This window comes from Pantoea sp. WEP (genome assembly GCF_041678305.1).
Lineage (GTDB): Bacteria > Pseudomonadota > Gammaproteobacteria > Enterobacterales > Enterobacteriaceae > Pantoea > Pantoea dispersa.
Genome location: NZ_JBGNXB010000001.1, coordinates 557,985 through 573,077, shown reverse-complemented (window position 1 = coordinate 573,077; position 15,093 = coordinate 557,985). Strand labels below are relative to the sequence as shown.

Sequence of the window (15,093 nt, the reverse complement as noted above, 5' to 3'; positions counted from 1 at the left end):
AATTAAATACAAGCACACACAATATTGTGTGATGCAGATCAAACTATCTTCAGAAAATATAAACTGACATTTTCAGATTATCTTCAATATGAGAAACATTTACCTTAGTACAAAAATAAGGTTTTATTTCTTGTTAGGCAGAAACAACCTCACATATTAATGGCAGCAAAGTGGCAGCAGAGCTCAACGCTATGTGCCACTTTTCATCACTATTCGGCCTAAAGAAAAGATAAAAATCAGTAAGTTACTGATTTCACTCACTTCAAGTTGGGACTCATAATCGCTTGGTCGCTGGTTCAAACCCAGCAGGGGCCACCAAATCTTCATAAAATTATGTATTTAAATCACTTTTCTGGTGATTTTTCCGTCCTCATTCTGGATGGTGCCGCTTTAAATATTTGTCACTGCAAAACCTGACCAGACTAATCGCTTTAAATGATTGAATGGTGATTGGTAAGCTTATGAAAGGACTTAACAAAAGGAATCGTTATGTCTTACAGCTGCTATCTGTTATTGAACCGCCGTAAACATCCTACAGGACCACTCGGTCTGCGTTAGGATTGTATTACTCTTACTCATCCTATCCAGTTTCTGTGTATGTGCGATATGTTCCTGCGCGCTGGTCCCACTCTTAATATTCCAGGTGGTCAATTGAAAGTCTATGAAACGTTATAGGTGTACTGATAATACGTATTATTTTACTCTTTTTTACATTTATCATCTGTTGCGTGGCAATCTCTAAAGCCATCGCGTTATTAGTTCCTGCATCAATATTTTATTCAATTGCCAATGCACTGCAGATCTATGGTGATGAATCGGTTATTGATTTTATATTAATAGTCAATATTTCTATATCGATTCTGCTTTCTTTAATACTGGCAGTCCTTCTAAAGCATGAAAAATGAAGATAAGAAGATTAACAGCCAATTTTCATCAACTGAGAGCCGGTTTAATACCTTTGTAAAGGTGCTATCTTTGCTATAATTAATGACTGTGTAACTGCGATTAACCCAGCTGTATGAAATATAATCTCGTTGAGATTTCTTTCATTAACTTAGTCGTAAAGAACTAATTTTTTGTGATTTTTAAGCACCTCAACGAAAGCTCGATATTACTTTTATAAATAATTCTCTTGAGGTCACATGCCTATTTTTTGGCGAAGATTATATTTTTTTCGAGATAACTTTTGAATTCTAGATGCCTATTCGAACATAAACGGGGTTTTATGTTGATTGAGATCCGATCGGGTCAGGTTTTCTGCACAAAAACTGAGCTAAAGGTAAGCCAGACGGTGCCGATAACTGTAAAATTACAGGCTTAACTGCCAACCAGTAGGAAAGCGCAGGTGCTCTTTAAACCTTGTTACTCTGCCTTTAGAAAGGCCATGCAACGTGCCGGTATCGAAACACCTGCTGGGCAGGTTACACATGTTTTGCGCCACATCTTTGCATCTTACTTCATGATGAACGGCGTCAATCTTCTTGTGATTCAGCGGATATTGAGGCAAGCAGATAGTAAGGTAACGGTGCAACATGCATACTATGCACCAGATAATTTGTCTAAAGCGATGTAGTTAAACACTTTGAATATAAGGGAGTTATGATGGAAATGGATATCCGAAATGATGAACTGAGCTTAAAAGAGCTGCTGTGCCTAAAAGTGTTCAGTGAGACAATTGAAGTAATTCGCCTGGATGATTTCACTAAAGCAATAACAGATTGGGCAGAAAGAGAGATTTTAGCAGGAGAAGAATCAGACACGCTTCTTATTCTGGCATCATTGAATCTTGAACCTATACCAGACCGCTATGATGTAGAAAAATACCTGCGCATTTATCAACGTGAGAAAAACATTCAGAACCCAACCCCTAATTACAGTGCATTAGTTTGGCTCAGGATAAAGATAGGATATTTAATAACAGCCTCATCATCGAACGAGATTAATAAAAGGCTGGCATTTTTTACTCATTACTTCATGTATTATTCTCCAAGAGCCTTCGCCAGAATAGCGAGACTACTATCAAATTTATATTGGGTTCTTTATGATGAGGACATACCTATATTCAATTCACGAGCTTCAGGCATGAGTGATGATGAATTAACCATGTATGTACAGCAATGGTGCGAACCTTACTATCGAATACTCATTAACGAAGACTGGCTATCTATATTAGCTAAGGGGGAATAAAAATATGGGCGTAGAGTTTCATATCACGCGAGCAGATTATTGGGCTGAAAACAATGATAATATAATTAGTTCAGATGAATGGTTAGAAATCATCAATAACGATTCCGAACTTAGTCTTTACACAAAGCATGGCGATTTTCATGCTGTATGGAACGGCGAAGGGGCAGAAGAAGGCGATTGGCTTGAATGGTCTGCCGGAAACATCGAAACCAAATGGCCCAGTACCGCTCTGTATAGAAAAATGCTCCAGATATCTGAGAAACTAAAAGCTAAGGTTATGGATGATGAAGGCACGCTATATGAAACTTTAGATGCCTGGCAGTACGATCCAAAAAGCAAAGTTTACCCGATCTCAAACAGCAATACAGTTGACAGAAAAGTGGCAGAAGAACACAACGCCATTCAACGTTTACTATTCCGACTTGGTATAAAAAAACATAAAAACGAGTAAGTTAATTGTTTGAATATACTCGAAATGAGGCCTTTGAATATGTAATTCAGCCTTTTAGAAAGGCCATATAACGCTTCAGTATCGGAACACCTGCTGAGCAGCTTACCCATGCTCTGCGCCATACCCCTGCTTCCTGCCTCTTACAAACACCCACACCTGTAAGATCAGGTGGGCAAAATGGGCCGTATCGGCGTGTTTTCGCTGCGGGCACTTGATGCGGAGTTCGTCGGCAATGCCAGTGCAAGCTGGCCGGTCCTCGTCAACCAGCTTGTGGCGGAAAAGTGTGTTCAGCCGGAGGCCGCCAGCAGCACGGCCCGGCTTTGGGCATTCGGCATGCTGATCGGCAATACCGACATGCACGCCGGCAACCTGTCATTCATCAGTCGCCATGGCCGTCCTTATCACCTCGCGCCGGCTTATGACATTCTGCCGATGGGCTTCGCGCCCAGAGCGGGCGGCGCCATCGTGAATACGCTGCGGCCTGCGTCACTGCCAGAAGTGGTTAGCAGCGATATATGGCGGGAAGCGCTGGCTCTGGCGGAGGAATTTTTGTCTATGACGAACAGTTGCGATGGCTTCTCAGATCGTTTTGCGCCCTGCCTCGCCGCGTTACAACAGCATCTGGATGAGGCCCGAGCGCGCATCGCCCGACTCGGCTAAGCGCCTTTCCTGATTGATAATTCCTTCAAAGCTGCGTCCTCGAAACAGGCGGTGATTAACCGCCTCGCACCCGATTTTTACCTTTGCAACTTTGCAAAAGTAAAACGATCGGTTTACTTTTTAAGGTATGCGTAAAAAACAACACATCCTGAACGCTGCCGAGCGGCTGTTCTACAGTAACGGTTTTCATGCCACCAGCACCGATTACATTTGCCGTGAGGCGAAGGTCTCCACGCGTACGCTCTATCAGCACTTTCCGTCGCGCGAGCGGTTAACTGCCGCGGTGATGACCGCGCGCCGGCAGCGCTTTGCCGATTTATTGTCACAGCCAGACGATCCGGCAGCCATCAGCCAGCTGTTTTCAGTGCTGGAACAGTGGATGCGGGCGGAAGGATCGCTGGGCTGCTTTTTTGCCAAAGCGTACGGTGAGTATGCGGAGCAGGATGCTGAGCTGGCGGCGCAGGCGCTGGATTATCGCTACTGGCAGCGCGGCTATATCCGTGCCTGCCTGGCGCACTCGCACAAAAATTCGCCGTCAGCGCTGGCCGATGCCATCTGGATACTGTTTGAAGGGGCGATTATGGCCGGCTTGATTGACGGTCCGCAGGCCGCGGTCAGTGCGCGTCTGGCGGCTGAGCAACTGATGGCGAATACGCCATGAAAGCCTCACTCCGCCTGACGCTGAGCGGCTTTATGCTGATCGCCGTGACCTACGGACTGGCGCGTTTTGCGTGGGGAATGATGATGCCGCAGGTGGCGCAGCAGATCAGCTTCAGCCCGCGCGCATCGGGCATGCTGGCCGCCTGCGGCTATCTGGCTTACTGCCTGGCCACGCCCGGCGCCACGCTGCTGCTGGCGCGCTGGGGCGTGCGCAGCACCGCCATGCTGGCAGCGCTGACGGCCATGCTCGGCTTACTGCTGCTGGCCGCTGCCAGCAGCACACGGCTGATTGCCGGTGGGCTGTTTATCGCTGGTCTCGGTGCCGGACTGGCTTCCCCGGCGCTCGCCAGTGCTGTGAGCCAGCAACTTGACGCGTCGCGGCAAACCGCCGCTAACACGCTCATTAACGCTGGCACCGGCGCGGGCATCATTGTGTCAGTGCCCATTTTTATGCTGATGCCCGGCGGCTGGCGCGCGGCCTGCTGCTGTTTTGCCGCGCTGGCGTTGATCAGCCTGCTGCTGGCACGCTATTGCCTGCCCGCCGGTCGTGCCGATCTACCGGGATCGCCGGTTGGCTGGCGCGATCGGTTGCACAATCGCGCGCTGCAGCGGGTGATCATCATCGCTTTTCTTAGCGGTGTCGCCAGCGCGGCGTGGTGGTGTTTTGGACCGGATGTGTTACGCCAGCACAGCCACCTGAACGAAGGCCAGGCCAGTATGCTGTGGCTGGTCAGCGGCGCGGCCGGCATTCTCGGCGCGCTGACCGGCCCGCTGGCACGCTGCATCGGTATACGTCAGGTGTACTGGCTGGCGCAGCTGTCGATGGCCGCACCACTGCTGTTGCTGGCGGCGCTCACCCACTTTAGCTACTGGCTGGTACCGGCGGCGGCACTGTGCGGCGCGGGATACGTCACGCTGTCGGGTATTCTGCTGGTCGCGGGTGCCGCTGCCACGCCACAGAATGCGGCCTCCGGCGTGGCGGCGGCGTTTCTGACGCTGGCGATTGGGCAAATTGGCGGGGCGATACTCTTTGCGCAGATCTACAGCAGCAGCGCCGCCACAGCCCTGCTGCTGTTCGCTGCCATCCCGGTTGCGCTGCTGTTTCTGGTACCGGCTAACCCGCCGCAGCGGGCTGACGCTTAACGTCCGGTGGTGAGCCAGCGGCTGAGGATGCCGGCGCTGGAGTAGCCGCGAATGATCGCCGCGTAGCTGTCAAAGCGATTGCTCACTTCGCTCACCTGGTTGTTATACAGATCGCTCTCGGCGCTCAGGACATCCAGCAGCGAGCGGCGTCCGAGGTGATACCACTGATCGAAAAAGTCTTTGCGGATGCGGTCAGACTCGACAATCAGACTCTTATACAGCGCGGCGCGATCGGCCATGGAGTGCGCATCCTGGCTGGCGGCGCGCACGCGATTCTCCAGATCGCGCCGCTGCTCCTGCACCTGCTGACGACTGGCTTCGGCGCGTTTAATCGCCGCAATCTCCTGCGCGTTGGTTGAACCACCGCGGAACAAGCCCCAGCTAACGTTGATGCCGGTTTGCCACGCCTGCTGGCGACCGAGCTGATCCTCACGCGTACTTTTGCTTACCGTCCAGTTGAGCTTTGGCAGGCCGGAAGCTTTGATCGCCTCCGCTTCTTTAAACGCCGCTCGCGTTTCCGCATTGGCGCGCAGGATCAGTGGATGATAATCCAGGCTGGCCAGCTGACGATTGAGATCGCCAAAATTCATCGCCCAGCGATCGCTGGCTGGCAGCGTCACGCGACTATTGCCCATCAGGCGGTTCAGCGTGATTTCGACATCGCGCGCGCGCGACTCGGCATTCTCCAGATAACTCTGCGCCTGCAGCAATCGGCCTTTGGCCTGCGTCAGCTCGCTGCGACGGCCGGTATCCGACTGCACAATGCCGCTCAGCATGGTGGTCAGTTCGGTCATGCGCGCCACGTACTGCTGGCTGATGGCAATGATCCGCTGCTGCTTGTTCCACTCAATCAGCGCGTTGCTGACCTGCATCGCCAGCTCTTCACGCTGCGCCTGCGCCGCCTGCTGCGCCGAGGTCACGCGCTCTTCGCGGCTCTCGATGGTGCGGCTGGTCTGACCGAAATCAATCAGGTTGGTCGCCATCGACACGCCGAGCGCCGGCACGTTGCTCTGACTACCGTCGCTTTTTACCCCGCCACCAAACTCTTTGGTCGCCGAGCTGGCGCTGACATCCAGCTGCGGCCAGCGCTGCCCTTTCGCCTCATCCACGCTGGCGGCGGCGGCATCGGTCTGCGCCACGGACGATTTCAGCGCCGGGCTGATGCGCCAGGTGATACGTGCGGCCGAGAGGAATTTCTGCCGCAGCTCGGATTCAGCCACGGTTTCATCCACCGCGCCGCTCAGGCTGACCGGTGAACGCGCCACGGCGGCATCGGCGGCGGTGGTTCTGGTTTCCGCTACCGGCGGGCTGACAAAGCTGAACTCGCTCTGCGCTTTTACTTCTGCTTCATTCACCGGCACCGGCGCAGGCTGCTGCGGGTTGAAAGTGCGTACCGATTTCAGCAGCGGATTCGTCTGCTTTGGTTCCGGCTGGCGCTGCTCCTCCGTCAGAAAACCGCCGCCCTGTACCGGCTGCACCGGCGGCGGGGCAATCGGCGCTGCTGGCGCTGGCGCTGGTGCCGGTGAAGGTGCCGGTGAAGGTGCCGGTGCTGGTGCCGGCTGAGCGCGTGGCGTGGCCACCGGTGGCGCAACCGGCACGGCCTGAGGTTGCGTAAACATCGGTTGCGGTGCCGGCGCGGTTGCAAAGCGCTGGGCTGGCGCAACGGGCACGCGCTGCACCGGCGCGCTGCGTACCGGTGCCGCAGCGGGGGCGGCCGGGCGATGTCCGCTCATCTCGGCAAACATCATCAGTTCACTGGTCGAATCGGCCATTACGCTGATGGCCGGAGCCATCATGACCGTAATGCAACCGGCAAGCAAAGAGAGGCGCCGCGCCGCTGCGCGACGGTGCATATTATTATTTTTCATGGTTATTAACGCTCGCGGAAGGCTTCTTTCGCCTTAAGTACCGGCTTCAGCAGGTAATCAAGGATGGTTTTCTCGCCGGTGCGGATTTCCACCGTGGCCACCATGCCGGGAATGATCGGCAGATCTTTGTTGCCTGCGTGCAGCGTGCTTTTATCGGTGAGGATCAACACGCGGTAATAGGTGTCATCCGGGCGGCCGGAAGCGGCTTTCTGATCGTCTTTCAGCGTATCCGGACTGATGTATTCCACATGGCCATCCAGTCCGCCGTAGATGGCGAAGTCGTAGGCGGTGATTTTCACTTTGGCCGGCAGCCCCGGACGCAGGAAGGCGACATCAGAAGGACGGATTTTGCCCTCCACCAGCAGTTGCTCTTCCAGCGGCACGATTTCCAGGATGTGCTCACCGGGCTGAATCACGCCGCCGATGGTGTTGACGCGCACGTTTTTCACCGTGCCGCGCACCGGTGCGGTAATGGTGGTGCGCTCGACCACGTCCGCGCGGCCAATCAGATTTTCGCTTACCTGGCTGAGTTCCAGCTCCAGTCGTGCCAGTTCGGTGTTGGCATCAGACTGGTAACGGTTACGCCGCTCGACAATCTGCGCCTGGATGTCGTTCGCCTGGCGCTGCATGCGCAGCAGCTCGACCTCAGACAGCAATCCTTTCGCCGCCAGCGGCTCCGCCAGACGAATTTCACGCATCGACAGGGCATAGCTGCGCTGCAGTGAGTTAATGCTGTCATTCAGCGCGCGCTTGCGTGATTCATAGGCCTTGGTCTCCTGCGCAACCACGGCGGGATCGCTCTGCACCTGCTCGTCAAACGTCAATGGCTGCGCGTAGGCTTCGGCACGCAGACGCGCAATGCTGCCCTTCAGGCCAATCACCTTGCTCAGCGCCTCACGATAGCTTGATTGCGCACGCGTCGGATCGATTTTCAGCAGGACGTCGCCCCGGTTGACCACCGTGCCTTCACGCACATTCATTTCGGCGAGAATGCCGCCTTCCAGACTCTGAATCACCTGCTCGCGGCTGCGGGAAATCACTTTTCCGTCGCCTTTGGTGATCTCCTCCACCCGCGCATAGTTTGCCCAGGTGAGACCGATGCCAATCACTGCGATGATGATCCACATCACCAGTTTCGATCCCGGCGTGGTTTGCGACAGCAGTGACGCCTGCACGTCATTCATGAATTCGGCATCCGCAGCGGAGAGATTTTTGCTGCGGCTGCGCCATGGCATTAACTTGATCATACTGCGGCCTCCTCTGCCGCGGCGACGGCGGGCTCTGACGTTGCCGAAGCATCGTTAGCCGGCGCAGGTGCGCGCACCGCCTGCTCTACCGCCTGACGCGGCGGCTGGCGGGTTTTACCTTTACCTTCCAGCGCGGCCAGCACCTGCTCTTTCGGGCCATCCGCGACAATTTTTCCTTCCTCAACCACGATGATGCGGTCGACCAGCGCCAGAATTGACGGACGATGCGTCACGACGATCAGCGTGTGGCCTTCACTGGCGCGACGCAGATGGGCGAGGAACTGGCTTTCGGTCATGCTGTCCATGGCGCTGGTCGGTTCATCCATCAGCAGCACTTTGGGCCGCGTCAGCAGAGTTCGCGCCAGCGACACTAACTGACGCTGACCGCCCGACAGCCCTTCACCGCCCTCGCCGACCGACAGGTTGATGCCGCTCGGATGGCGCGCCGCCACGTGATCGAGACCGGTCAAATTCAGCACACGCAGCAGTTCATTCGCGGTGGCATCCGGCCGGCCAATCATCACGTTCTCGCGCAGCGTGCCGTAGAACAGGCGCGCATCCTGGCTGACGAAGCCCACTGCTTTGCGCCAGTCGGCCGGATCGATCTGGTTAACATCGAGTCCGTCAGCGGAGATCTGGCCTTTCACCGGCTGATACAGACGCGCCATCACGCGTAACAGCGTTGATTTACCGCTGCCGATGCGGCCAAGAATCGCCACGCGCTCACCGGCCTTGATAGTCAGCGAGATGTCTTTGAGAATTTCCGGATTGGGCTTCATCGGCGGTGCCGGATAAGAGAAGCTGACGTTGCTCAGCGAGATCTCGCCGGTCAGCGGCGGATCGGTCAGGTAGGTTTTACTGCTGTCGCGATCGACCGGCATCTCCATCAGCTTATTCAGCGAGGTCAGCGCCGCTTTGGCCTGCTGATAACGCACCGCCAGACCAATCACCTGACCCAGCGGGCCGGTGGCGCGGCTGGCCAGCATCACGGTGGCGATCATCGCACCCATGGTGAAGGTGCCGGCGTTGATCAGATAAACCCCGGCCACCACCAGCATCACGGTCTGAAACTGCTGCAGAAAGGTCACCACGCCGGTTGCCAGCGTCGAATAGCGTTTTGACTTCATTGAGTTAGCCGACTGCAGCGCGCTGAAGTTCTCCCAGCGGCGCTGCATATGCGCTTCACCGCCCACGGCTTTCAGCGTTTCCATGCCTTCAACCGACTCAATCAGCACGCCCTGTTTCAGCGACGCATCGCGCAGGTTCTCCTTCATGATACGCGCCAGCGGCCACTGGATCGCGGCGCTGACGATGATGATCAGCGGGATCATCATCAACGGGATAATGGCCAGCGGACCGCTGATAAAGAAGATCACGCCGACGAACATCAGGATAAACGGCAGATCCGAAATCGCCGCCAGCGTCGCCGAAGCAACAAAATCGCGCACCGATTCATATTCACGGATCTGGTTGGCGAAAGTACCTGATGAGGCCGGCTTGTGCTCCATCTGGATTGACAACGCCTGACGGAACAGCATGCTGCCCAGCACCAGGTCGGCCTTTTTGCCCGCCATGTCCAGCAGATGCGCCCGCACAAAGCGGGTAATGGCTTCGAAGATCATGGCGATGGTGACGCCAATCGCCAGCGACCACAGCGTAACAAAGGCCTGATTCGGCACCACGCGATCGTAGACGTTCATGGTGAAGAAGATGCTGGAGAGTGCCAGCACGTTGATCAGCACGGCGGCAATGGCGGCGCTGCGGTAGTAACGCCGGTAGCGCCACAGGGTGCTGAACAGCCAGTGACCTTTGACCTCCGGCAGCATTTCACTGGCGCGCTCATCCAGTACCGCCGCCGGTTTCGCCATCACCGCAAAGCCGGCGTAAATCTCGTTGAGCTCCGCCAGGCTCATCTCCACCGCTTTATCACTCACCTCCGGCATGATCAGCTGGAAACGCAGCTCGCGTTGATTCTCCTCATTGGTGTGAATGCGCCGCGACAGCACAATGCAGCCGCCGCCGTTCTGCCGCAGCAGTATCATCGGCATCAGCTGCTCCGGCAGATCCTGCAGGCGGCGTTCAACCATGCCGCCGGTAATGCCAGCGTTCTCCAGAGCGGTCATCGCCTGCGACGGCGACAGCAGCGTCGCTTTTGGCAGGCCGGCGACCAGCGCCTCTTCACTCTTCTCGCGTTTATAGTGTTTGCAAATCCACGCCACGCTTTTTAACAGCGTGTCATCCACGGTGGTTTCGATACGAGCAACAGAACGCGCATCCTGCTCCACGGCATTCTGCTTCTGGTCCATCATTTCCCGACTCCTGTAAACCTGACAAAAAACGGTGGACGCATCGTCCACCGCAGACTTTTCTTTGAATTGGGAAAATTCTGACAGAAGGCAGCTTTCAGGCCGTCCAGGACTTGTCTCAAACGGTGGAGAATATTTGTGAATAAAGCGGAGAAAGCCCGATTGAATGCGGTCTGGCGACCGATCAACTGCAGAATAATCGCGGCGCTGTTGAGCGCTGTCCTGGGCGTGTTATCTTAGCTGCTCGCTTTACTGCAACCGGACAAAGAGCAATGGCAAAACAGCGGGTAGGTATCGTATTTGGCGGCAAGTCGGCCGAACATGAAGTGTCGTTACAGTCGGCCAAAAATATTCTTGAGGCGATCGATAAAAACAAATACGACGTGGTTCTGCTGGGGATCGACAAACAGGGCGAGTGGCATCTCAATGACGCTTCAGGCTTTCTGCTCAACGCCGACAATCCGGCGCTGATTGCCCTGAACCGCTCCGGTGAAAACGTGGCGCTGGTGCCCGGCAGCCGCGCGGAGCAGCTGATTACGCGGCAGCAGGCGCAGCCGCTGTCGCAGCTGGATGTCATCTTCCCGATTGTACACGGCACGCTGGGCGAAGATGGCTCGCTGCAGGGACTGCTGCGCATGGCCAATCTGCCGTTTGTCGGGTCGGATGTGCTGGGTTCCGCGGTCAGCATGGACAAAGATTTCACCAAACGCCTGCTGCGCGATGCCGGCCTGAAAGTGGCGCCGTGGCTAAGCGTCACCCAGACGCAGCGCGCGGCGCTGGATGTGCAGGCGGTGATCGCGCGCTTTGGCCTGCCGCTGTTTATCAAGCCAGCCAATCAGGGATCATCCGTTGGGGTGAGCAAAGTGACGCAGCCGGACGAATTCGACGCGGCGCTGGATCTGGCGTTCCGCTTTGACCGCAAGGTGCTGATTGAACAGGGCATCAGCGGCCGTGAGATTGAGTGTGCGGTGCTGGGTAACGAGGCGCCAGAAGCCAGCCCGTGCGGTGAAATTGTGGTGCACGACGCCTTCTACTCGTATGACACCAAATATATCAGCGAGAGCGGCGCGCAGGTGGTGGTACCGGCTGACATCAGTGCGGAAGCCAGCGAGGCCATTCGGGCTGTAGCTCTTAACGCGTTTCAGGCGCTGGAGTGCTTTGGCATGGCGCGCGTCGATGTGTTCCTCACCGAAACGGGCGACATTATTGTCAACGAAGTGAATACTTTACCCGGCTTCACCAACATCAGCATGTATCCCAAACTGTGGCAGGCGGCCGGCCTGAGCTACAGCGATCTGATTACCCGCCTGATTGAGCTGGCGCAGCAGCGTCATCAGCAATCCAGCCAGCTGAAAAGCAGCGTGTAACCTGCGATGGCGTGGCTCAGGCCACGTCATGCGCCATGCTGCGCGGCGCGATTGCCGGTGAGGTCTGATTGCGGCCGTTGCGCTTGGCAACGTAAAGGTGTTTATCCGCCGCTGACACCAGCCGGTTGATTACCCCCGGCCATTCACGTTCGTTAACCGCACCGCCGCGCGCCAGGCCGAGGCTGACCGTCACGGTCACGGTGTTGCCCTGAATCCAGAACTTCTCTTTCACCATTGCCTGACGAATCACTTCGGCCAGCTGAAACAGCTGGCTGTGGGTGTAATCAAATACCACCACCACGAACTCTTCGCCGCCAAAGCGGCACACCAGGCCGCGACTGCCGACCACGTGCTGAATACGGCGCGCAATTTCCTCCAGCACGCCATCGCCGGCATCATGGCCGAAATTGTCATTAATGGCTTTGAAGTAGTCGACATCCAGCATAATCACGCCGGCTTCACGCTGCAGGGAAAACGGCTGCTGGCGCAGGTTTTCATACAGGCCGGAGCGCGACAGTAGCTGGGTAAGGAAATCGTAATTGGCGCGCAATGCCAGGCGATGGTTAAGCTGGCGAATGGCGTCCATGCTCACCGCCACTAGCAGCGGGCTGAGCGCCACGGTGGCCACGCCGAGCCGTGCAGATGTGAGATGGCTGATGGGCAGCAGCGAATCATCGCCCTGAATATTCATCACGCCGTGCGAGACCAGCACGATCTCGGTGATGCCGGTGAACAGAATCACCAGGCTGGTGATCGGAATCGGCAGAACAATGGCACACCAGATCAGCGCCGGCACCGGGAAGGTCAGACTGCCCGCGCCACCAATCAGCGCCCCCACCGTGAGCGACAGCGCCACGGCGAGCAGCGGCAGCAGCCTGGCCGGATGAATCAGCGTCCGCAGCGGCACGCTGCGCAACGGACGCGTCAGCATCACCGGCAGCAGCATCAGCGAGGTGGAGAACTGCTCGCTGAACCAGTCGGCCCACGCCACCACAAAGCGCGCGTTGAAATCGATATCCTGCGCCCATGCGCCCCAGGTGGCGCAGGCTGCTGCGCCGAGCAGGCACGCCGGAAAAATGCGCATGGCGTTGAACACCTGGCTGTTTGCGGTTGGCGATTGCAGATGCTTAATCAGCATGCTGACTGACACCAGAATAAACAGGATATTGGCAAAATTAATCGTCACCGCTGGCAGTGCCCAGCCGGAAAAAACCGTATCGTTGAAAATCATGGCGGCAAAACACACCAGATAACTGGAGGTGGTGTGTAAAAACGGGTTGCGCACCATCAAACCGGCGATGAGGGCATTCACCGGCCAGAACAGGGAAAACTCTTCGGGAATACGCAGGTGGCTGCCAACAAAGCAGAAGAACAGCGTAATAAGACACAGCGAAAGAGCATTCTTTTTAACATTATTCTCTTCAAACAGCTTAACGCGCATACGTCTGAACCCTGTAACCTGAAATCGCTGCCATCCGTCGCTGGCATCAGCAATCATTTAACCTGAAAAATCCGTGCGATAATTCGCTAATTAACCCGGTATTCGTCGCCCTGCTCTGCGACTGAGCGGCGCTCACTCTGCCATGAAAGCCAGAGACGAGCTACCAGCCCCGCCGACAGCATGTGAAACAGGCAGGCGCAGTGAGCGGCAATTATGCCGTATAAATAAAAAAATCGGATATCCGGGATATCCGATTCTGGCGAAAAAACTGCATGACTGTGCGCGGGAACGTTATTTCACCGCCACCGGCCACTGGCTCAGCCGGATGCCGCGCTCACCGGCGCTATCCCCGAAATCCTGCAGCACCGCTTTCACGTCCGGATCCATATACTCGGCGTTATCGTGATCGACAATCACCACGCTATTTTCCGGGATCTCCGCCAGCAGCCCCTGCAACTTCGGGTTGTGCATAAAGGTCAGGTTTTGCTGAAAGCGCAGCACGTAATGGTCGTCATAGCGGGTAAGCTGCAGCGCGTTGCGGTGGCTTTGGTAGATGCTGCACAGAATCTGCGTCGCGATACCGATACCAATCCCGGCCAGCATGCCAAACACAATGATGCCGCCGATGGTGGCAAGAAACGGCACGTACTGCTGCGCGCCCATGCGAATCTGTTCGACGAACAGGCGCGGCGTTGCCAGCTTATAGCCGGTATACAGCAGCACCGCCGCCAGGCTGGCGAGCGGAATCGCGTTAAGCAGGGCGCTGAACCACAAGCCACAAATCAGCAGCAGCACGCCGTGCAGCAGAATCGACAGTTTGGTTTGGGCACCAACGCTGACGTTGACCGAGCTGCGCACAATCACCGCGGTAATGGGCATCGCACCGAGCAAGCCGGCAGTCAGGTTACCGATGCCCTGCGCGAACATCTCTTTATTCGGTGACGGCGCCGGATGCTGCGGACGCAGTTTTTTCAGCGCCTCCTGGCTGAGCAGCGTTTCAAGGCTGGCCACCAGCGCCAGCGTAATCGCTACCACCCACACCGACGGATTCTGCCACGCCAGCCAGTCAGGGGTTTCCAGCTCCGCCACCAGCGCCGACATACTGTCGAACGCCGGCAGTACGATACGCGGCAGGCCTTCGCCGAGGCTGGGAAACAGGCGATCGCCCAACACCGTGGCGAGGCAGCCAAACAGCACCGCCACCAGCGGGCCGGGGATCCAGCTCAGCGCTTTAACCGCTTTGATCGCGGGCGTGGTCCACAGCCACAGAATCAGCAGCCCGCTACCGGCCACCAGCATCGCGCTGAGCGAAAACGAAAACTCACCGCTGACCAGCGACTGCAGACCGGCATCGCTCGCTGCGCCCAGCGCCACCGGAATCTGCTGCATAATCAACAGCAGGCCAATGGCCGCCAGCATCCCTTTGATGACGCTGCCCGGCACCAGCGAGATAAAACGGCCGGCGCGCAGCAGGCCGAGCATGCACTGCAGTACGCCAGCCAGAATCAGCGCGGTGAGAAAAGCGGAAAAGCTGCCGAGCGTCTGGATTGACGCCACAACAATAGTCACCAGCCCCGCCGCCGGGCCGCTCACGGCAAAGCGCGAGGGACTGAGCGCGGTAACCAGCAGACCGCCGATCACCCCGGTGAGCAGACCGGCAAAGGGCGGCAGACCGCTGGCCTGCGCGATGCCCAGACACAGTGGCAGCGCCACCAGAAACACCACCAGACCAGCAGGAATATCCTGACGAAGCGTTTGCAGAT

At 56.4% G+C, this 15,093-nt stretch carries 11 protein-coding genes, 1 tRNA gene and 1 pseudogene; 8 read left to right on the top strand and 5 right to left on the bottom strand.

Annotated features, from left to right (window positions below):
• The first annotated feature begins 215 nt into the window (after positions 1-215).
• The 7 genes and pseudogenes from ABVR31_RS02730 to ABVR31_RS02700 all read left to right on the top strand — a co-directional run bounded on the left by ABVR31_RS02730 (position 216) and on the right by ABVR31_RS02700 (position 5,101).
• Positions 216-318, top strand: a tRNA-Met gene (locus ABVR31_RS02730).
• Positions 319-1,234: 916 nt separating this feature from the next.
• Positions 1,235-1,573, top strand: a pseudogene (locus ABVR31_RS02725) (tyrosine-type recombinase/integrase); the annotation flags it as partial.
• Positions 1,574-1,599: 26 nt separating this feature from the next.
• Entirely contained in the window at positions 1,600-2,187 is a 588-nt protein-coding gene (locus tag ABVR31_RS02720) for a hypothetical protein (protein WP_372771773.1), read from the top strand.
• A gap of 4 nt (positions 2,188-2,191) precedes the next feature.
• On the top strand, positions 2,192-2,638 hold the full coding sequence (locus ABVR31_RS02715) for a hypothetical protein (RefSeq protein ID WP_372771772.1): 447 nt from the start codon (positions 2,192-2,194) through the stop codon (positions 2,636-2,638).
• Between the two features lie 177 nt (positions 2,639-2,815).
• Entirely contained in the window at positions 2,816-3,298 is a 483-nt protein-coding gene (locus tag ABVR31_RS02710) for a HipA domain-containing protein (protein ID WP_372771771.1), read from the top strand.
• 127 nt (positions 3,299-3,425) lie between these two features.
• Entirely contained in the window at positions 3,426-3,959 is a 534-nt protein-coding gene (locus ABVR31_RS02705; protein ID WP_372771770.1) for a TetR/AcrR family transcriptional regulator, read from the top strand.
• Complete coding sequence (locus ABVR31_RS02700; protein ID WP_372771769.1) at positions 3,956-5,101, top strand: MFS transporter; 1,146 nt, start codon at positions 3,956-3,958, stop codon at positions 5,099-5,101. The genes ABVR31_RS02705 and ABVR31_RS02700 overlap by 4 nt, the downstream gene beginning before the upstream one ends.
• Here the strand turns inward: ABVR31_RS02700 and ABVR31_RS02695 are convergent.
• The 3 genes from ABVR31_RS02695 to ABVR31_RS02685 are packed head-to-tail and all read right to left on the bottom strand — an operon-like array spanning position 5,098 to position 10,525.
• A complete protein-coding gene (locus tag ABVR31_RS02695) occupies positions 5,098-6,969 on the bottom strand; it encodes a TolC family protein (RefSeq protein ID WP_372771768.1) in 1,872 nt (623 codons plus the stop codon). The two genes, ABVR31_RS02700 and ABVR31_RS02695, sit on opposite strands and share 4 nt — an antisense overlap.
• A gap of 5 nt (positions 6,970-6,974) precedes the next feature.
• Entirely contained in the window at positions 6,975-8,216 is a 1,242-nt protein-coding gene (locus tag ABVR31_RS02690) for an HlyD family type I secretion periplasmic adaptor subunit (protein ID WP_021509681.1), read from the bottom strand.
• Entirely contained in the window at positions 8,213-10,525 is a 2,313-nt protein-coding gene (locus ABVR31_RS02685; RefSeq protein ID WP_372771767.1) for a type I secretion system permease/ATPase, read from the bottom strand. The genes ABVR31_RS02690 and ABVR31_RS02685 overlap by 4 nt, the downstream gene beginning before the upstream one ends.
• A gap of 269 nt (positions 10,526-10,794) precedes the next feature.
• On the opposite strand from ABVR31_RS02685, the gene ddlA reads away from it, so the two are divergent.
• Positions 10,795-11,889 (top strand): D-alanine--D-alanine ligase, encoded by a 1,095-nt coding sequence (ddlA, locus tag ABVR31_RS02680; protein ID WP_150059461.1) that lies wholly within the window; start codon positions 10,795-10,797, stop codon positions 11,887-11,889.
• A gap of 16 nt (positions 11,890-11,905) precedes the next feature.
• Here ddlA and ABVR31_RS02675 read toward each other — a convergent pair whose 3' ends face one another.
• Together ABVR31_RS02675 and ABVR31_RS02670 are read right to left on the bottom strand one after the other, a co-directional pair.
• Entirely contained in the window at positions 11,906-13,330 is a 1,425-nt protein-coding gene (locus ABVR31_RS02675) for a sensor domain-containing diguanylate cyclase (protein WP_288420999.1), read from the bottom strand.
• 291 nt (positions 13,331-13,621) lie between these two features.
• Positions 13,622-15,091 (bottom strand): SulP family inorganic anion transporter, encoded by a 1,470-nt coding sequence (locus ABVR31_RS02670; protein WP_136545726.1) that lies wholly within the window; start codon positions 15,089-15,091, stop codon positions 13,622-13,624.
• Positions 15,092-15,093: the final 2 nt, after the last annotated feature.